The organism is Paractinoplanes rishiriensis (assembly GCF_016862375.1).
GTDB lineage: Bacteria > Actinomycetota > Actinomycetes > Mycobacteriales > Micromonosporaceae > Actinoplanes > Actinoplanes rishiriensis.
Genome location: NZ_BOMV01000056.1, coordinates 122,798 through 140,360, shown reverse-complemented (window position 1 = coordinate 140,360; position 17,563 = coordinate 122,798). Strand labels below are relative to the sequence as shown.

Here is a 17,563-nt window from a genome sequence, read left to right as displayed (position 1 = left end):
GCCTCCGAGGGTTTACGTTGCAGTTGTAATGTAACCTTGGGTGACCGGTTAAGTCAATACGACTGCAATGTGAAAGCATGAGGGGCATGCCCAGGAAGGTGGATCATCAGGAGCGCCGGACGCTCATCGCGGACGCGCTCATGCGGGTCGCGGCGAGTGGCGGGATCGAGGCGGTCAGCCTGCGCCACGTGGCCGCCGAGGCGGGCGTGACGGCCGGCATGGTGCAGCACTACTTCGCCACCAAGGACGAGATGATGCGCTTCGCGCTCGGCGTCGTCATGGAGCGCACCACGGCCCGGATCGAGGCGGCGATGGCCGCGCTGCCGCAGCCGGTGGCGCCCACAGCGATGGTCCGCACGCTGCTGCATGCGCTGCTGCCGCTGGACGAGCCGCGCCGGGCGGACGGGCGGGTGGCGCTCGCGTTCCTGGCCTACTCGGCGGTCGAGCCGGCCGCGGCGCGGCTGCTGAGCGCGGGCACCCGGCAGATGGCCCAACACCTGGCGGAGCAGATCCGCCTGGCCCGCCCGGACGCCGATGCCGAGGCCACCGCCGTCGCGCTGCTCGCGACGATGGAGGGCCTCGGCATCTACCTGCTGGGCGGTCATTTCCGGGCCGAGGAGGCGGTACGCGCCCTGGACGCACACCTGGACCTCGTGTTCCCGGGCTGACTACTTCAAATACGGGCCGTCGGCACCGACCTTTCCGGGTGCCGGAGTGGCCGCCGTGCTCAGCACGTACACCCGCATGTTGCCCTTGCCGCCGGCGGCGGCGGTCAGCGAGCCGTTGGTGACCGACCTGACGTCACCGGTGACGGCGTCGGTGTAGGTGCCGTTCGGGATGCCGCTGAACGTGGCGCTGCCCGAGATCGTCACCAGGGCGAAGCTGTCCACCGAGCCGGCCGTGTACCGGCGCTTGAAGGCCAGGCCGCCGCTGACGCCCTCGGTCGAGTACTGGCCCATCTGCAGGGCCGGCACCGCGCGCCGGATCTGGTTGAGCCGCTGCAGGTGCTTCGCCAGCGGCTTGGCCAGGGTGGTGGCCACCGCGCCGCTCGCGCTGCTCACCACGCCGTAGTCGGATGCGGTCACGCTGCCCGCCACGTGGTCGCCGAAGTAGGCGCGACCGGTGGTGGCGATCGCGCAGGACGGGCCGCAGTCGATCTGCTTGCCGGCCTGGAACTCGATCTCCGAGCCGTAGTAGAGCGTCGGGATGCCGCGGAACGACCACATCAGCGACATGTTCTCGGCCCACGCGTCGGTGCCGCCGGTGTAGCGGAACTGCGACTTGTTCGGCCCGTAGTCGTGCGAGTCGACATAGACGACGTTGTACGTGGCGTCATTTGTCGAGTCGTCGGTGTCCTTGCCGTTCCAGAACGCGTTGCCGGCGTCGCTGAAGTTCATGTGCATGCGCATGTCGATGATGTTCATGCCGGAGAACTGGCTGTGGTCGGGCGCGTGGTAGGCGTTGCCGTTGAGCAACGCGTTGGTGCTGGTCGGCTGGTTGCCGGTGCCCTGGTTGTTCTCGTAGTCGAACTGTTCGAGGGCGGCCACCACGTCGTCCTCGGCATAGCTGCGCCGCTCTTTCCAGGTGAAGAACTGGGCCGAGTGGTTGACCGAGCCCCGGTTCCACTTGTCGTTCACGAACGCGGCCACCTCGCCGAAGACGTAGAAGTCCTTGGCCTTCGTCGCCCCGTACTTGGAAATGAGCTTCTGCTGCAGCGCCGGGAGGAAGCGCCGGTTCCAGGTGACCCGCGGGATGTGCACCGCGGTGTCGATCCGGAAACCGTCGACGCCCATGTCGATGTACTTGTTGTACGCGTCGATCAGGTATTTCTGCACGACCGGGTTCTCGGTGTTGAAGTCGGCCAGGTCCTCGTGCAGCCAGCAGGAGCGCGCGTCCTCGCCCTCCCAGTTGCCGATCCAGCACTGATGGAACAGGGTCGCCGGGAACATGCCCGAGGTGGGCGCCGGCCACTGGCAGTTGTGGATGTCCCAGCCCTCGGCGCTCTTCTGGCCGGTGACCGTGCCGAAGTTGCGGCACGTGTTGCCGGCCGGCGCGGTGCTGTGCCACAGGTCGCCGTTGTACGGCCGGCCCTGCGCCACCGCGTTCTGCTGCGGCGTCATGGCCGGGTCGGTGCCGCTGAACTCGACCATCGGGTCGTACTGCTTACCGGCGACCTTGGTGCTGTACAGCCCGTCCCACTGCCCGTCCTTCGCGCCCCACACCGGCGGCACGAACAGCCCCTTCGCGCCCCACCGGGAACTGTGGTTGTAAACCACGTCCTGGAAGATCTTGAGACCCTTGGCGTGCGCCTTGTCGATCAGATCCTGGTACGTGGAGCCGGGCGACTCGAGCCGGGTGTCCACCCGGTAGAAGTCCCAGCCGTGGTAGCCGTGGTAGTCGTAGTCGGACCGGTTCAGCACCACCGGCGTGATCCACAGGGCCGAGAAGCCGAGCCCCTTGATGTAGTCCAGCTTGTCGATCAGGCCCTTGAAGTCGCCCCGGAACATCGGGTCGTTGTTCGCCGCGTTCCCGGACTTGGCGTGCTGGCTGCCGCCCCGGTTGTTGGAGGTGTCGCCGTCGTAGAACCGCGCGGTGAGCACGAAGTAGATGCTCTCCTTGCGCGGGTCGCCGCCGAGCATCTGGCCGCCGGCCGCGACCGGCGGCGAGTCACCGGTGGTCGCCGACTTGGTTGCGGTGGGTGCCGAGAGGTTGCCGGCGGCGTCGACCGCTCGCACGGTGTAGGTGTACGTGGTGCGCGGCGCCAGGCTGCCGTCGATGTAGCCGGCGTACGCGCTGGTCAGCACCACGGTTCCGGCCGAGCCGCCGGTCCGGGTGAGCTGGTATCCGGTGACGCCCCGGTCGTCGGTGGACGCGGCCCAGCCCAGCGTGACGGTCACCCGGTCGACGGTCGCGGTGATCGTCCCCGGGGTGCTCGGCGCGGTGGTGTCGGCCGGCACCGCGGTGCACGGGTCGGTGGCGTCGGCGGTCACCACGCCGTTGCTGACCCGCGAGGTGCCCGCGGTCAGCCGGTAGTTGTTGCCGTTGTTGTTGTCCCAGCTGCCCGAGCCGTTGTTGAAGGTGGCCGCCAGCGAGGTGGCCGCACCCAGGTCGACGGTCTTCTTGACCCAGCCGTCGCAGGCGGTCTCGTTCATCGCCACGCCCGGCACCGCGGTCCAGGCCTCGCCGGTGGGCGCGTAGTGCAGGTAGACCGTGGTCCAGGTGCGCGTGCCCTTGGCGTAGAACACGGTCGCGGTGTTCTCACCGGGCGGCGGGCTGGTCACGGTGCACGGGTTGGCCGTGGTGACCAGCCCGCCGGTGACGGTGGCCGTGCCGGTGCCGACGGTGTAGTTGCGGCCGGAGTTGTTGTCCCAGGTGCCGGAGCCGTTGGTGAAGGTGGCCTGCATCCCGGTCGCGGTGCCCAGGTCGATCACCCGGGTGTACCAGCCGGCACACGAGGCGGCGCTCATCGCGACGCCCGGCACGGCGGTCCAGGTGCCGCCGGTCGGCGCGTAGTGGATGTTGACCGCGCTCCACGCGGTGGGCGGCTGGTAATACACGGTGACGGAGTTGGCCTCCTCCGCCACCGCCGGGCTGATCAGCAGCGTGGCCAGCAGGGGAACGGCGGCGAATGCGGCGAAGACGGCGGTGAGCCGCCGGCGGCGTTTTTTGGGCACGGGGATTCCTCCAACGACCTCGCGGGGACGTCTGGATCAAGGGTGGCGCGGAAACGAAGGCGGTAGCACGGGCGTAATCCCGCGTTCATATTGGAAGGGACCGTAGCAACGACTTGCATCAATTGGAAGACTTTTCCACGATGTTGCAAGCGCCTGCGTCTATGCGTGCGGCCGGTGAACCAGACGTGCGTGCAGGTCAGCGGCGCTGAGTGGGCTGTGCGGCCGGGCGGCCAGCCAGGCCGCCGCGGCGGCGGGGTCGTGGCTGAGGTGCGCGGTCACGTCACGCGCTTGCAAGGCTGCCAAAACCTTGTCCTGTACGGGTGAGCCGCCGACAAGCAGGCCGCCCCCGAGCACGACGGGCGCCGGGATCGGTGCGTGCACGGCCGCGGGCCGGACCTCGTCCAAGGTGGCCAGCAGATGTCCGGCGGCCGAGGCGACGATCGCGGCGGCCTGGGCATCGCCGTCGCGGGCGGCGGCGCAGACCACCGGGGCGAGCGCACCGATGCCGGCCATCGGCAGCGCCTGCGCCCACCGCACCAGCGCGTCGGCGGTGGCGGCCCCGGTGTGCGCGGCCACTTCGGACGCCAGCGGCGAGTCCCAGGTGCGGACGGCGGTTCGCAAGGCTTGCAAACCCATCCAGCGCCCGGACCCCTCGTCGCCCAGCAGCCACCCGAGCCCGTCCGCGCTCCGCACTATCTCGTGCTCCTCGATCCGCGCGGCGACCGCCCCGGTCCCGGCGATCAGCACGAAGCCCGAGGGTTCCGCGGTGCCGCCGGCAAACGCCGTGACCAGATCCCCGACCACCCGGACCGGGCACTGCAGCCCAAGCCCACGCCACATGTCCGCGAACGCCGCCCGCACCACCGGATCGACCAGAACGCTGGTGCCGGCGATCCCGAGCACCCCGTCCACGACCGCCGTCGGATCGATCCCGCGGAGTGCCCCGCGCAGTGCCGCCGCGATCTCGCCGACGGCTGCCCCGGGAGGAGCCGCCGACAGCGGGTTTCCCGGACCCGCAACCCCGCGGCCGAGGATCTCGCCGGTCAGGTTGGCCACGACGGCGCGGGAGGCGGTGCCGCCCGCGTCCAGCCCCACCACCAGGTCCATGCCGAAGATCGAAGCATAGAAAGTTCTTATTGACTAGGAAGCTTTACAGTCGTAATTTTCATCGGCAACGGTGATTGATGAAAAGGATGACCGACGTGACGGGTGCTAGTGGTGGGTTGCTGGGGCGGCTGCGCATCGAAGGGGCGCAGATGCCGGAGGCGCTGGCGCGGATCGCGGAGACGATACTGGCGGACCCCGAGACGGCGGCGCACGCCAGCATCGTGGATCTGGCCGAGCGGTCGGGGACGTCGACCGCGACCGTCACCCGGTTCAGCCGGACGCTCGGCTTCCGGGGGTACGCCAACCTGCGGGTCGCCATCGCCACCGAGACCGGGCGGGCCGAGCAGGCCCGCTGGGAGACCGACATCAGCGGCGACATCGCGCCGGACGACCCGCTCACCGACGTGCTCGACGTGGTCACCGCGGCCGACACCCGGGCCATCCAGGGCACCGCGGCGGGGCTCGACGTGGGTGCCGTGGAGCGGGTCGCGGCGGCGATCGCCGAGGCGAAGCGGGTGGAGATCTTCGGGCTGGGGTCGAGCGGGACCGCGGCGCGGGAGATGGCGTTCCGGCTGGAGCGCATCCGGGTGCCGGTCTGGCACCGCACCGACACGCACACCGCGCTCACCAACGCCGCGCTGCTGCTGCCCGGCGACGTCGCGATCGGGCTGTCGCACTCGGGCCGCACCCGCGAGGTCATCGAAACCCTGGCCGAGGCCGCCGACCACGGCGCGCTCACCGTCGCGGTGACCAGTTTCGCCCGGTCGCCGCTCGCCGAGGTGGCCGACCTGGTCTTCACCACCAGCGTGCAGGAGACGACGTTCCGGCTGGCCGCCCTGTCCGCCCTGCACTCGCAGTTGCTGGTGCTCGACCTGATCTACGTGGCGGTCGCGCAGCGCACCTACGAGCGGACCGCCGAGGCGCTGGAACTCACCGTGCGCGCCGTCGACGCGCACCGGCTGCCCGAGAAGATCCCGTCCCGGAAACGAACGAGAGGACGCCCTTGAGTGTCACCAGTGATGACTATCTGCGCACGATCCAGACCGTGGTGGGCCGGGTCGGCGCCGGCCAGCGGGCCGAGAAGAGCCGGGCCGCCGGCCTGCTGACCGCGGCCGTCCGCAACGGGGGCGTGATCCAGGCGTTCGGCTGCGGGCACTCCGAGGCGCTGGCCATGGAGATCGCCGGGCGGGCCGGCGGCCTGGTGCCGACCAACCGGATCGCCCTGCGCGACATCGTCCTGTACGGCGGCGACCCGCTCGACGCCCTCGCCGACCCGGCCGTCGAGCGCCGCACCGACATCGCCCACCGGCTCTACGAACTGGCCCCGGTCAAGCCGGACGACGCGTTCGTGATCGCCTCGAACTCCGGCATCAACGGCGCGGTCGTCGAGATGGCGCTGCTGGTCAAGGAGCGCGGGCATGCCCTGGTCGCGATCACCTCGGCGGCGCACTCGGCCGGGGTGGGCTCGCGGCACCCGAGCGGCCGCAAGCTCGCCGACCTGGCCGACGTGGTGCTCGACAACGGCGCACCGTACGGCGACGCGGCACTGCCGCTGCCGGGCGGGGGAGCGGTCGGCGCCGTCTCGTCGATCACCGCGGCGCTGCTGGCTCAGCAGGTCGTCACCGAGGTGGTCGCCAACCTGCTGGCGGCGGGCGTCGACCCGCCGGTCTACCTGTCGGACAACGTGCCCGGCGGCAAGGAACACAACGCACAGATCGAGGCGCGGTACGCCGGGCGCATCCGGCGCACCGCATAGGGAAGAAGGCCCAGCAGATGAACCCGTCAACCCAGCTCCGACCGTACCCCACCCGAAGAAGCCTGCTCTGGACGGCCGCGACCGCCGCACTCAGCGCGCCCCTGCTCACCGCGTGCGTCACCGCCGGGGCGAAGGACGAGGGCGAGGCCGCCGCCGGCGGCGAGAAGACCGCCGGAAACCCGATGGGGGTCAGGGCCGGCGCACCGCTCGAGGTGGTCGTCTTCAAAGGGGGGTACGGCGACGACTACGCGATCGCGGCCGAGCGGGAGTACACCCGGCGGTACCCGCAGGCCAAGGTCGACCACAAGGGCCTGCAGAAGGTCGGCGAGGCGATGCAACCCCGCTTCGTGGCCGGCAACCCGCCGGACGTCGTCGACAACACCGGCGCGGGGCGGCTCGACATCGCCACCCTGGTCGGCGCCGGTCAGCTCACCGACCTCGCCGGCCTGCTCGACGCCCCCGCGCTCGACCAGCCCGGGGTGAAGGTCCGCGACACGCTGCTGCCCGGTGTGGTGGACGACGGCACGTTCGGCGGCACGACCGTCGCGCTCAATTTCACGTACACGGCCTGGGGTCTCTGGTTTTCCCGGTCCTTCTTCGCCGGACGCGGCTGGACCTTCCCGAAGACGTGGGCGGAGATGCTCACGCTCTGCGCGGAGATCAAGAAGGCCGGCCTGGCACCCTGGACCTACCAGGGCAAATATCCCGAATACCTGAATGATCCGCTGCTCAGCCTGGCGGCCAAGGCCGGCGGCCTCGAGCTGATCAAGGCGGTGGACAACCTGCAGCCGAACGCGTGGCGGCAGGAACCGCTCGTGCAGGCGGCCGGCGCGATCGCCGAACTGGCCGGCCGGGGTTACCTGATGGCCGGCTCGGAGGCGCTCTCACACACCGAGGCGCAGGCGGCGTGGTGCCGGCGCAAGGCGGCCCTCATCCCGTGCGGGTCGTGGCTGGAGAGCGAGCAGAAGGGCGTGACGCCGGCCGGGTTCGACATGGTGATGGGCGCGGTGCCGTCGCTGACCGGAGACGACAAGCTCGCGTTGCAGGCGGCCAGCAGCGAGTCGTTCGTGGTGCCGGCCAAGGCCAAGAACCCGGCCGGCGGCCAGGAGTACCTGCGGATCCTCTTCTCGAAGGCGTCGGCCACCGCGTTCGCCAAGGCCAACAGCACGCTGCCGGCCGTCGCCGGCGCGACCGACGGCCTCGAGCTCTCCAGCGGGCTCGGCTCGGTGCGGGATGCGGTCGCTGCGGCCGGCGCCGGCACGTTCAGCTATCGATTCCGTACGTGGTACGCGCCGCTCGCCAAGGCGGTCGACGACGCCACCGGGGAACTCGCGAACCGCCGCATCTCACCGGCCGACTGGTCCACCCGGATCCAGAAGGCCGCCGACGCCGTGGCCCGGGACACCGCCGTCACGAAGTACACCCGCTGATGCGGCACGGCCGGTGGCGGTTCCTGGCCGGTGCGCTGGTGCCGGCGCTGGTGCTGCACGTCGTCTTCGTGCTGTCGCCGTACGCGCAGGCGTTCTACCTCTCGCTCACCGACTGGACCGGCGTGGCCGGCGAGGCGCGGCTGGTCGGCGCGGGCAACTACGCCCGGCTCGCCGGCGACGGCCTGTTCCTCGACGCGGTCCGCAACAACGCGCTGCTGCTGGCCGTGGTCCCGCTCGTCACCATCGCGCTCGGCCTGGTCCTGGCCGGCCTGCTGCGCTCGCGCCGCGGCGCGGGTGGCTACCAGATCGTCTACTTCTTCCCGCAGTTGCTGTCGCTGGTCGTCATCGCGGTGCTGTGGGGCTTCGTCTACAACCCGAACACCGGCCTGCTCAACTCCGGCCTGCGCGCGGTCGGACTCGGCGGCCTGGCCCGCAGCTGGCTGGCCGACCCGGTGTTCGCGCTGCCCGCGGTGATGGCCGTCCTGGTCTGGTCGTCGGTGGGTTTCTACGTGGTCCTGTTCCTGGCCGCGATAGATGCCATTCCGGGAGAGCTGTACGAGGCGGCGAAGCTCGACGGCGCCGGCGCGTGGACCACCTTCTGGCGGGTCACCCTGCCGCTGGTCCGCGAGACGGTGCAGGTCGCGTTCGTCTACCTGGGCATCGCGGCGCTGGACGGCTTTGCGGTCGTGCAGGTCATGACGGTCGGCCCCGGCGGGCCGGACGGCGCCACCGAGGTGATCGGGTTGTCGCTGTACCGGACCGCCTTCACCTACGGCAAGTTCGGCTACGCGTCGGCCATGGGCGTGGCCCTGTTCTTCGCCACGCTCACCCTGGCCGTTCTCGCGTTGCGCGCGGGCCGCCGGGAGAGGTTGGAGCTGGCATGAGACGGCTCGTGCTGCTCGGCTGGGCTCTGGTGACCTCGCTGCCGCTGCTGTGGGCGGTGGTCAGTTCCATCAAGACCGACGACGAGATCCTCAACGCGCCCTGGTCGCTGCCGGACACCCCGCGCTTCGGCAACTGGGCCCGGGCCTGGACGTCCGCGAACATCGGGCGCTACTTCCTCAACAGCCTCGTCGTGGTGGGCGGGGCGCTGACGCTCACCATGCTGCTCGGCAGCCTGGTCGCGTACGCCCTCGCCCGGTATGACTTCCGCGGCAACCGGGCGCTCTATTACACGTTCGTGGCCTCGATGTTCTTCCCGGTTTTTCTGGCCCTGGTGCCGCTGTTCTTCGTGGTGCAGCAACTCGGCCTGCTCGGCACCTATCCCGGCCTGATGCTCGTCTACGCCGCGTACGCCGTACCCTTCACGATTTTCTTTCTCCATGCCTTTTTTCGCACCCTGCCCACCGAGATCGCCGAAGCCGCCTTTCTCGACGGGTGCTCGCACGCCGGTGTGTTCTGGCGGGTGATGCTGCCGCTGGCCCGCCCGGGCCTGGTCGCGGTCGGCATCTTCAATTTTCTCGGGCTCTGGAACCAGTATCTGCTGCCGCTGGTCCTCAACCCCGACCCGGACCGGTACGTCCTGGCGCAGGGTCTGGCCGCCCTGTCGGTCAGCCAGGGCTACCGCAGCGACTGGGGCGGCCTGTTCGCCGGCTTGACGATTGCCATGCTGCCGGTGCTCGCCGCCTACGTCGCCTTTCAGCGCCACCTCCGCGCCGGAATGACCGCCGGCGCGGTCAAGTAAATCCCCCATTCCCCTTCTTCTCCCCGAGGAGTCCGGTCATGTTCATTGACAAACGTCGACTGGCTGCGCTGTCTGCGGCCGCCCTTACCGCGACCGCGGCCGTCGTGCTGAGTTCCGGAACCGCGGAAGCGGCCGACTGCGGTTTCCTGTTCGACGACTTCCATTACACGTCGTCCGCCGACCCCGGTCTGACCGCGCACGGGTGGACGCCGCGCACCTATTCCGGCGGTCCCGGCGTGGCCGGCGCGACCTGGTCGGCCGGCAGCATCACCTTCCCCACCTCGGGCGGGCAGAAGGTCATGCAACTGACCGCCTCGACCGACGGCACCGGGGCCGGCACCAACCACGCCGAGCTGTACTCCACCCAGAAGCGCTACCTGGAGGGCACCTACGCCAGCCGGGTCCGGTTCACCGACACACCGGTCAGCGGCGCCGACGGCGACCACATCAACCAGACGTTCTTCACGATCAGCCCGCTCAACGGCGACCTCGACCCGACGTACAGCGAACTCGACATCTCCGAGTACCTGCCGAACGGCGGCTGGGGCGAGACCGGCCCGATCAACTACCAGACCAGCTGGTACACCTACCGCAACGAGCCGTGGTTCGCCGACAACGTGCACTCGTCGCAGCGCAGCAGCCTGGACGGGTGGCACGACCTGGTGGCGCAGGTCGCGAACGGGCACATCGTCTACTACATCGACGGTGTGCAGGTCGGCGACCACTCCGGCAAGTACTACCCGCGGCAGACCATGACGATCAACTGGAACCTGTGGTTCATCGACACCGCCGCGCACTCGGGCGGCCTGTCCACGTACATCGAACAGGTTGACTGGGTGTTGTTCGCGAAGAACCAGGTGCTGCCGCCGGGCCAGGCGAGCGCGAAGGTGGCGGCCTATCGCACGGCCGGGAGCACGTACGCGGACACGGTCGACGCCACCGGCGGTTGCTCGACCCCGACCACGCCGCCTACGACCAGTCCCACGACCGCTCCTACGACCGCTCCTACGACGGCACCTCCGGCCACCGATTGTGCCAACGCGCCGGCCTGGAACATCGGCGCCGTCTACACCGGCGGCAACCTGGTGAAGCACGAGCGGAGCAAGTTCGGCGACCCGAACGGGCCGCGCTCGGGTGACGGGGTGCACCTGTGGCGGGCCCGGTACTGGACGCAGGGCTCCGAGCCCGGCTGGACCCAGCAGTGGGAGGACCGCGGCCGCTGCTGATCCGCTTGGCCGGCGGTCGTTCGCGGCCGCCGGCCTTGGCGGTTCGTCCAGCCAGGACTGTCCGTTAGGCCAGTTTCTTCCGATTTCTCCCTGGTCGGGCCGGGCCCCGTGACACCGTCCTGGCATGCGCAACCAACGATGGCTGCTTGCGGCCGCCCTGACCCTGCCGTTCGCTCCCGCCGCCGCCCAGGCCGCCCCGCCGCCACCCCCGCCCCGCTTCGCGAAGTGCGCCGACCTGCAGGCCAAGTTCCCGCACGGGGTGGCCCGTCCGGAGGCGGTCGACGTGGTCCGCGGCGTCGCGAAGCCGGCCACGAAGTTCACGGTTCACCCGGTGCTCTACCTGGCCAACCGCCACCTGGACCGGGACCGCGACGGGGTGGCCTGCGAAAAGCGCTGATCCCGGAACCGCACCGCTTCGGTGCCCGGGGCGGCTCAAATGCGGACGGCCGCACCGAGACGGCGGGCCACGGCGTCGCGGACCTCGGAATCGCTCGGGGTGGGCCGGCCCTCCGTCGCCGCGATCCGGTGCAGCGACGTCATGGTCACCCCTTCCAGCCGGCAGGCCGTGAACCGGTCGAACACGCCGAGGTCCGGATCGACGTTGAGGGCGAACCCATGGCTCGTCACGCCGCCCCGGATGCGCATGCCGATCGACACCAGCTTCTCGTGGCCGGGCGTCCATACACCGACCAGGCTGGGGGAGCCCTTGGGGGTGTCCCGCCGCACCGCCGCAAAGCCGAGGTCGGCGAGCGCGCCGATCAGCGCAAGCTCCAGCCAGCGAACGACATCCGGGCGGCGGGTCAGGGCCATGACCAGGTAGCCGACCAGCTGGCCGGGGCCGTGGTAGGTGGCGTGGCCGCCGCGGTCCACCTGCACCTGGGGGAGCCAGTTCGCGTCGGCGGGCAGTTCGGAGCGTGCGGTGGTCCTGCCGTAGGTGATCACGGGTGGGTGGGTCAGCAGGAACAGGCGGTCGGGGGCGGTGCCGGCCTGGCGTTCGGCCACCCAGGCTGCCATGTCCTGCAGGGCCTGCTCGTAGGGCACCTCGCCCAGGTCTATCCGGTCCACGGGGGTCAATTGTCCGGGCCGGCGAGGATCTGGTCGATCACCGGCTCGCCGCGGCGGGTCTCGTGGCGCACCGGAACCGGGCCGAATTCGATATCCATCGCGATCACCATCGCGCACGGGATTTCCATCGGCGGGCACTGATGGCAATGTGTCGGCATGAGACGGAGAAGCGCGCTCGTCGTATTGATGGTCGCCGTGCTCACGGGGGCGTCCGCCACGCCTGCGGGGGCGGCACCGGCCAGATACCAGCACCTTCAGCCCGGTGGTCAGCCGCGGCTGGTGGAAAAAGTACCGGTCAACGTGGTGTTCGTGGGATATGAGCAAAACCAGGTCGGCCGTACGGCGTTCAGCGCCGAACTGGCCCGCAAATATGAGCCGGTGGTACGCAGCCGGCTGCTCTACGGGGTCACCGAAAAGCTCGGCATCACGTACACGTACGACTACCGCCTCAAGTACGCCGACAGCGCGTACGAGAACCGGTTCTTCAAGCAGTTGGGCAAGCTGGCGAAGCCGGCGCCGCTGACCGAGTTCCAGCAGGAGTACAACGACCAGGCCACCAACGTCCGGGACATCACGGACAACCACACCATCGACGCGCCGAGCGTGGAGAAGTGGCTGGCGTTCAACCCGCCCGCGGGCGTGGACACCCGGCGCAACACGATCTTCTTCATCAACTGGTTCGGGCGGTCCGACTTCAAGTTCCACGTCTACACCAAGACCGGCGAGCCCGACCCGGACACCGGCTACGACTTCGGCGTGGAGCGGGAGAGCCGCAAGCTGATCGCGTGGGGCGGCACCACCGCCGACGACGAGGAGACCGGGCTGGGCCGCACGCGCCGGGTCTGGTTCCACGACCTGTCCGCCGGTCCGGAGTCCTGGACCAGCAACTTCGACGTCACCAACCCGGACGTGGACGGCGACGACGTGCCCGACTACCGGATGCCGCCGACCTGGGAGTACACCGCCGGCGGCTACCGCGCTCCCGGTGAACTGGCCGGCGACCTCGGCAAGATCACCCGATACGCGGCGCTGAACCTGCTGATGACGACCTCACCGCTGTACCCGGTCGAGCTGCCCGCCCCGAACCCGCCGAAATCCATCAACATCGACAGCAACACGTACGAGGGCTGGCCCGGCGTCGACGCGTCGGCGGAGTATCAGACCCCCCGCCTCCTGGTCCGTGAGCTGTCCGAACTGCGCTGGCGCAACAAGCTCAGCTACGACGACCAGGATCTCCCGTACGACGCCAGAGCCGAGGAGTGCTACCTCGGCCTGCTCGCCGACGAGAGCTGCTACCCCGGCTCGGGCTACCCGGCGTTCGCCAACCTGTACCTCTACAACCGGGACAACCTGGCCCGCACCCAGGACGACGCCGGCCGGGTCGACTACGAGATGCCGCTGTTCAACTACGCGGTCGGCGAGGGCGTCGACACCCCCGCGCTGGGCTTCGCCGACGACGACTACGTGACCGGCACCCAGTCGTACGTCTTCTCCTTCATCTCGCCGGAGATCGTGGAGAGCGGCTACGGCCTGACCTCCACCCAGATCCACGAGGCCGGCCACCACCTGGGCATGTCCCACCCGCACGACGGCTACGACAGCGAGACCGGCGTCGACTACGGCCCCGAGGGCGACACGTTCTTTGCCTGGATCGGCGACGAGAGCAACTCGATCATGAGCTACATCGACCTGAACTGGGACTTCAGCCAGTTCGACCGGGACAACAGCGACCGCTTCCTGACCGCGGCCTACTGGGAGGCCGCCAACCGCCTGGCCGCACTGGCCTCCCCGAACAGGGCCAAGCCCGAACTGCGCGCCGCCGACACGTTCCTGGGCCTGGCCGCGCGCGCCTTCGCCAAGCACGATTACCGGAACGCCTACGCCCTGGCCGAGGCCGGCTACGCCAAGGCGGCGAAGGCCGCCAAGAAGTCCGGCGCCGACCCGTCCAGCGTCGCCCGAGCGATGGCCGCCGAAACCGACGCAGCCCGCCAGAACACCGAGATCCACGACCCGCACGAGTTCGTCGACACGCTGGCCCCGGAAAGCCCGCGAAGCCAGCCGTAACCACCACCGGTCCGGGCCGGGCCGCCGCAGCGCGCGGCGGCCCGGCCCGCTTCCGCCCGTCCGCCCGCTCCGACGCGTGGCGACCGCGCAACCCGCAGCTCTCGAACCGCCCCCCGCCTGGCCTCGCCCTCGCCTCGCCTCGATCAGGAGGCGGCGCGACGTCGAGCTGCCGCCATGCGTCGTCCATCTATCGCCGTAGGCGGAACGAGGCGTATGCGACCGGGACCACGCTCTGGTATTTCGAGAAAGACGGCGAGGGCTTGCCCGTCCGTCAGTCCCGGCGGTCGCTCGTCGGCAAGGCCAGTCGGGGCCCTTGGTTGAGAGAAACAGTTCTGCGTCGTCGCACTGCCTCGCATGGAAGTACTGCGTGTGACTGATGAATGGCACGCCGAGCTTGGACCGGCGCGCTTTCTAGCAGCAACCGCCGATCAAGCACGCCTTGTCCTAGACGCGGCGGAGGGCCGGCCCACCTATGACGCAGGTAGGGAATTCTCGGATCTGCCCCTGAACAACACGCCGCGCGAGTACTCGGGTCGGCCGGTGCTGTCGTGGTGGTGGTCAGATGCGGAAGGTGGCGACCAGGCCGCTGAGCTCGGTGGACATGCGGGCGAGTTCGGTGGTGGCTTGCTGGGTTTCGGTGACGCCTTGGCTGGTCATCCGGGCGGCGTCGGCGACGCCGGTGATGTTTTGGGCGATCGCGCCGGTACCGCCGGCTGCTTCGCTGACGCTGCGGTTCATTTCCGCGGTGGTGGCGGTCTGTTCCTCCACGGCGGAGGCGATGGTGGTCTGGAACTCGCTGATCCGTTGGATCACGATGGAAATTTCGTCGATCGCGGCGACCGCGCCGTGGGTGTCGGCCTGGATCGCCTCGACCCGCCGCGAGATGTCCTCGGTGGCCCGGGCGGTCTCCTGGGCGAGGTCTTTGACCTCGGAAGCGACAACGGCGAAGCCTTTGCCCATCTCACCGGCGCGAGCGGCCTCGATGGTGGCGTTCAACGCCAGCAGGTTGGTCTGCTCGGCGATCGCGGTGATCACTTTGATGACGTTGCCGATCTCGGCTGAGGACTCGCCGAGTTTGTTCATCGTGGCCGAGGTGGTGGCGGTGATGGTGACCGCTTCGGAGGCGACCCGGGCGGCCTCCGCGGCGTTCTGGGAGATCTCCCGGATCGAGGCACCCATCTGTTCGCTGCCCGAGGAGACCGTTTCGACGCTGCGGGAGACCTCTTCGGCGGCGGCGGACGCCGCCAACGCCTGCGTCGATGTCTGCTCTGCGGACGCGGCGATGGTGGCGGCGGTACTGGTCATCTGCTCCGACGCGCCGGCCAGCGAGGTCGCGGACCCCTCGATCGTGGCGATGGTCTGCCGCAACCGTGTCAGGGCGGTGTCCAGGGCGCGGGCCATCCGGCCGGGCTCGTCGCGGGTGTCCAGGCCGGTGCTACGGGTCAGATCACCGTCGGCGAGGCCGTCACACACGTAGGTGACCTTCGTCAGCGACTGCACGATCTTCCGAGCGACGATGACACCGATCGCCAGGGCGAGGACCAGACCGACGGTCAGGGTGATGATCGAAGTGGTCCGGCTGGACTCATACCCGGATTTCGCCGCGGCGGCGTTCTTCGCCGCGTCAGCGGTTTCCAGGCCGTCCATGGTGACGAGTTGGTCGAGGATTCTCGTCAGGAGCGGCAGCGCCTCGCGGTCGCGGATCGCCGCCCATTCTCCCAGTTCCTTGCGATGCCCGGCCGGGATCAGCTTGTTGGTCGCGACGTCGGCGTAGGCATCCCAGTCGGTTTGCAACTGATCAATCAGGGCGGCGTCCGACGCCGGGTTGCTGGCCCGGTAGGCGGCGATCGCGGTGGTGAACGACTCCAGGTCGGCGGTGAACGCGTCAGCGAACTTCTTGGTCTTGGCTGGATCCACCGACAGCGCCTGGTTCGCAGTGTCCACCCGGGCCTTCAACACGACGGCGTTCAACTGCCCGACCGCCTTGATGCTCGCGACGTTGCTGCTGTAGATCAGCTGGGCCGAGTTGCTGGCGCCGCTCAATGACGTCAGGCCGAGGATCCCGACGAGAAACGCGACCAGCGCTGCGGTCGCGACCGCAGCGAGGATTTTCACGTTGACGCTCAGATCAGCGAACGACGACCGCCGGGTCCCAGCGCCAGTTGCTGTCCCTGCGGAGATGGTCATCGCAGCCATAACATTCCCTCTTTCGGAAGAAAAGTCAGAGTTTCTGCCCCCGCGGGCGTCTGCTTACCGTCCTTCACTATGCGAGCGTCAAGTGCGCGATGTTCACGTTTTGGTGGATTCCCGGGACTGTCGGCCGAACGCCCATGCCGTGAACCGGACGCGGCCTACCGTGAGGTGTGGCGGTCACCCAGCAGCAGACCACAACGTTCCTGCGGGCCAGAGCAGCAGCCGCATTCGCCGACCTGCAGGTGATCCTCATGCGTGACCTCGCCGGCCGGCTGAGAACATGCGGAACGCCCGCCGAGCACACCCTGGGCCTGGAAGCTGCAGCCGACCAACTTGAGGCATCGGCACGCGAAGCCTGGCGGACCTTACGTCCAGGCGCGACAACCCCCGGCTGACTCGCATCCAGACCTCACGTGCCAGCAGGCGTTGACCCGTTAGGTGGGGTCACGCCGCCCCGCCGGCAGGCGTTTGCCAGGTTTTCGATCCTCGGCCCGCCCGCTCACACCCCCGACACTCGGTGTCCGCCGATGACGGGGGTGCGGGCAGCCAAGGGCGACACGAGGTTTTGCGGAGATCACCCTGCCCCTGAGTGGGCGTTCAATGATTCTATCCGGTTACTTCCGATTTGTCGGGCGTACGATTCGACCGTTTCGTTCCTTTGGGGCGGATGCGCGCACGGGTAGGACAATAAGCTGTCGTCCGTTTCGTATATAGATACGCCCCGAATTCCGTCTGAGGTAGAGATACCCTGGAATCGCCGTTAGGGCCTGCTGCGGGCCGCTCGGCTCTGTCCAGAGTAGATCTTCGTGGTGACTGCTCGCCGCGCCTACCCCAGCGACATCTCCGACGGCCGGCGCGCAAAGCTCCGCATCCTCGACCGGACCGCTCGCCTCGACGCGATCGCCGTCCCGGACAATCAGCCCCGACCGGCCCCGCCAGAACGATCCTCGGCCCGGCTGGAACGATCCCCCGCACCGGTCCCCGGCTCGGATGGTGTCTGGAGAACCCCAAGCACTCCCACGGCTAAATGGTGGCCGCCGCGGCACCGACCGGCACCAGCCCGTCCCGCCGCTTCCAGGTCACCGACCAGCTCACGCCCGAGTCGAGTGACGGTTCTTGAGTCGCCGCCCAGGGCTCGCCGGCCACGGTGCACACGTCGTCGACCAGTTCCGGGCCGTAATCACCAGGCACGATCGCCCCCCGCCATCTCCGAAGTCCGAGCACCGGTCAGACGCTAGACCTTGATCGAATCCCCTGGCGACCCCCGCGCCAGCCAACCGCCCGTCCGAACGGAGGAGCCGCTCGCTGGGCTGCGCAATGGGTCCGGTGGGCGCACATGCCGCAGACATCCGGCATCCGGCGCC

At 69.4% G+C, this 17,563-nt stretch carries 16 protein-coding genes; 10 read left to right on the top strand and 6 right to left on the bottom strand.

The features are described from left to right. The first annotated feature begins 86 nt into the window (after nucleotides 1-86). Entirely contained in the window at nucleotides 87-668 is a 582-nt protein-coding gene (locus Ari01nite_RS24415; protein WP_203784335.1) for a TetR/AcrR family transcriptional regulator, read from the top strand. On the opposite strand, the gene Ari01nite_RS24410 is transcribed toward Ari01nite_RS24415, so the two are convergent. Together Ari01nite_RS24410 and Ari01nite_RS24405 are read right to left on the bottom strand one after the other, a co-directional pair. Further along, nucleotides 669-3,674 carry a carbohydrate binding domain-containing protein gene (locus Ari01nite_RS24410; RefSeq protein ID WP_203784333.1) on the bottom strand — a complete coding sequence of 1,002 codons (3,006 nt, stop codon included), beginning with the start codon at nucleotides 3,672-3,674 and terminating at the stop codon, nucleotides 669-671. Nucleotides 3,675-3,833: 159 nt separating this feature from the next. Continuing rightward, complete coding sequence (locus Ari01nite_RS24405; RefSeq protein WP_203784331.1) at nucleotides 3,834-4,781, bottom strand: N-acetylglucosamine kinase; 948 nt, start codon at nucleotides 4,779-4,781, stop codon at nucleotides 3,834-3,836. Between the two features lie 86 nt (nucleotides 4,782-4,867). Here Ari01nite_RS24405 and Ari01nite_RS24400 point away from each other — a divergent pair, with 86 nt between their 5' ends. From Ari01nite_RS24400 to Ari01nite_RS24370, 7 genes are all read left to right on the top strand, one after another. Then, entirely contained in the window at nucleotides 4,868-5,788 is a 921-nt protein-coding gene (locus tag Ari01nite_RS24400; protein WP_239162983.1) for a MurR/RpiR family transcriptional regulator, read from the top strand. Then, nucleotides 5,785-6,537 carry a sugar isomerase domain-containing protein gene (locus Ari01nite_RS24395; RefSeq protein WP_203784329.1) on the top strand — a complete coding sequence of 251 codons (753 nt, stop codon included), beginning with the start codon at nucleotides 5,785-5,787 and terminating at the stop codon, nucleotides 6,535-6,537. The genes Ari01nite_RS24400 and Ari01nite_RS24395 overlap by 4 nt, the downstream gene beginning before the upstream one ends. A gap of 17 nt (nucleotides 6,538-6,554) precedes the next feature. Beyond that, nucleotides 6,555-7,967 carry an N-acetylglucosamine/diacetylchitobiose ABC transporter substrate-binding protein gene (gene ngcE / locus Ari01nite_RS24390; RefSeq protein WP_203784328.1) on the top strand — a complete coding sequence of 471 codons (1,413 nt, stop codon included), beginning with the start codon at nucleotides 6,555-6,557 and terminating at the stop codon, nucleotides 7,965-7,967. Continuing rightward, nucleotides 7,967-8,851 carry a carbohydrate ABC transporter permease gene (locus Ari01nite_RS24385; protein WP_203784327.1) on the top strand — a complete coding sequence of 295 codons (885 nt, stop codon included), beginning with the start codon at nucleotides 7,967-7,969 and terminating at the stop codon, nucleotides 8,849-8,851. Before ngcE ends, Ari01nite_RS24385 begins: the two co-directional genes overlap by 1 nt. Continuing rightward, nucleotides 8,848-9,651, top strand: coding sequence for a carbohydrate ABC transporter permease (locus tag Ari01nite_RS24380; RefSeq protein WP_203784326.1), 804 nt, complete (start codon nucleotides 8,848-8,850; stop codon nucleotides 9,649-9,651). The genes Ari01nite_RS24385 and Ari01nite_RS24380 overlap by 4 nt, the downstream gene beginning before the upstream one ends. Before the next feature lie 38 nt (nucleotides 9,652-9,689). After that, nucleotides 9,690-10,877, top strand: coding sequence for a glycosyl hydrolase (locus Ari01nite_RS24375; RefSeq protein ID WP_203784325.1), 1,188 nt, complete (start codon nucleotides 9,690-9,692; stop codon nucleotides 10,875-10,877). A 124-nt stretch (nucleotides 10,878-11,001) separates the two neighbouring features. Continuing rightward, nucleotides 11,002-11,274 carry an excalibur calcium-binding domain-containing protein gene (locus Ari01nite_RS24370; protein WP_203784324.1) on the top strand — a complete coding sequence of 91 codons (273 nt, stop codon included), beginning with the start codon at nucleotides 11,002-11,004 and terminating at the stop codon, nucleotides 11,272-11,274. Between the two features lie 35 nt (nucleotides 11,275-11,309). On the opposite strand, the gene lipB is transcribed toward Ari01nite_RS24370, so the two are convergent. Beyond that, complete coding sequence (gene lipB, locus Ari01nite_RS24365) at nucleotides 11,310-11,942, bottom strand: lipoyl(octanoyl) transferase LipB (RefSeq protein WP_239162982.1); 633 nt, start codon at nucleotides 11,940-11,942, stop codon at nucleotides 11,310-11,312. Nucleotides 11,943-11,947: 5 nt separating this feature from the next. Next, a complete protein-coding gene (locus tag Ari01nite_RS24360) occupies nucleotides 11,948-12,145 on the bottom strand; it encodes a hypothetical protein (protein WP_203784322.1) in 198 nt (65 codons plus the stop codon). A gap of 76 nt (nucleotides 12,146-12,221) precedes the next feature. Here Ari01nite_RS24360 and Ari01nite_RS24355 point away from each other — a divergent pair, with 76 nt between their 5' ends. Further along, a complete protein-coding gene (locus Ari01nite_RS24355) occupies nucleotides 12,222-14,006 on the top strand; it encodes a zinc metalloprotease (RefSeq protein ID WP_203784319.1) in 1,785 nt (594 codons plus the stop codon). A gap of 558 nt (nucleotides 14,007-14,564) precedes the next feature. Here the strand turns inward: Ari01nite_RS24355 and Ari01nite_RS24350 are convergent. Then, nucleotides 14,565-16,202, bottom strand: coding sequence for a methyl-accepting chemotaxis protein (locus tag Ari01nite_RS24350; RefSeq protein ID WP_438872223.1), 1,638 nt, complete (start codon nucleotides 16,200-16,202; stop codon nucleotides 14,565-14,567). 167 nt (nucleotides 16,203-16,369) lie between these two features. Here Ari01nite_RS24350 and Ari01nite_RS24345 point away from each other — a divergent pair, with 167 nt between their 5' ends. After that, the gene (locus Ari01nite_RS24345; protein WP_203784315.1) at nucleotides 16,370-16,594 is read left to right on the top strand and encodes a hypothetical protein; all 225 of its coding nucleotides are present in this window, start codon (nucleotides 16,370-16,372) and stop codon (nucleotides 16,592-16,594) included. 628 nt (nucleotides 16,595-17,222) lie between these two features. Here the strand turns inward: Ari01nite_RS24345 and Ari01nite_RS24340 are convergent. Then, nucleotides 17,223-17,390 (bottom strand): hypothetical protein, encoded by a 168-nt coding sequence (locus Ari01nite_RS24340; RefSeq protein ID WP_203784313.1) that lies wholly within the window; start codon nucleotides 17,388-17,390, stop codon nucleotides 17,223-17,225. Nucleotides 17,391-17,563: the final 173 nt, after the last annotated feature.

What these genes read in the sequence shown, in the direction of transcription:
- Ari01nite_RS24405 (WP_203784331.1), bottom strand. Translation starts at nt 4,781, where the DNA reads ATGGACCTGGTGGTGGGGCTGGACGCGGGCGGCACCGCCTCCCGCGCC.
- Ari01nite_RS24375 (WP_203784325.1), top strand. Translation starts at nt 9,690, where the DNA reads ATGTTCATTGACAAACGTCGACTGGCTGCGCTGTCTGCGGCCGCCCTT.
- Ari01nite_RS24400 (WP_239162983.1), top strand. Translation starts at nt 4,868, where the DNA reads ATGACCGACGTGACGGGTGCTAGTGGTGGGTTGCTGGGGCGGCTGCGC.
- Ari01nite_RS24350 (WP_438872223.1), bottom strand. Translation starts at nt 16,202, where the DNA reads ATGGCTGCGATGACCATCTCCGCAGGGACAGCAACTGGCGCTGGGACC.
- Ari01nite_RS24415 (WP_203784335.1), top strand. Translation starts at nt 87, where the DNA reads ATGCCCAGGAAGGTGGATCATCAGGAGCGCCGGACGCTCATCGCGGAC.
- ngcE (WP_203784328.1), top strand. Translation starts at nt 6,555, where the DNA reads ATGAACCCGTCAACCCAGCTCCGACCGTACCCCACCCGAAGAAGCCTG.
- Ari01nite_RS24385 (WP_203784327.1), top strand. Translation starts at nt 7,967, where the DNA reads ATGCGGCACGGCCGGTGGCGGTTCCTGGCCGGTGCGCTGGTGCCGGCG.
- Ari01nite_RS24370 (WP_203784324.1), top strand. Translation starts at nt 11,002, where the DNA reads ATGCGCAACCAACGATGGCTGCTTGCGGCCGCCCTGACCCTGCCGTTC.
- Ari01nite_RS24380 (WP_203784326.1), top strand. Translation starts at nt 8,848, where the DNA reads ATGAGACGGCTCGTGCTGCTCGGCTGGGCTCTGGTGACCTCGCTGCCG.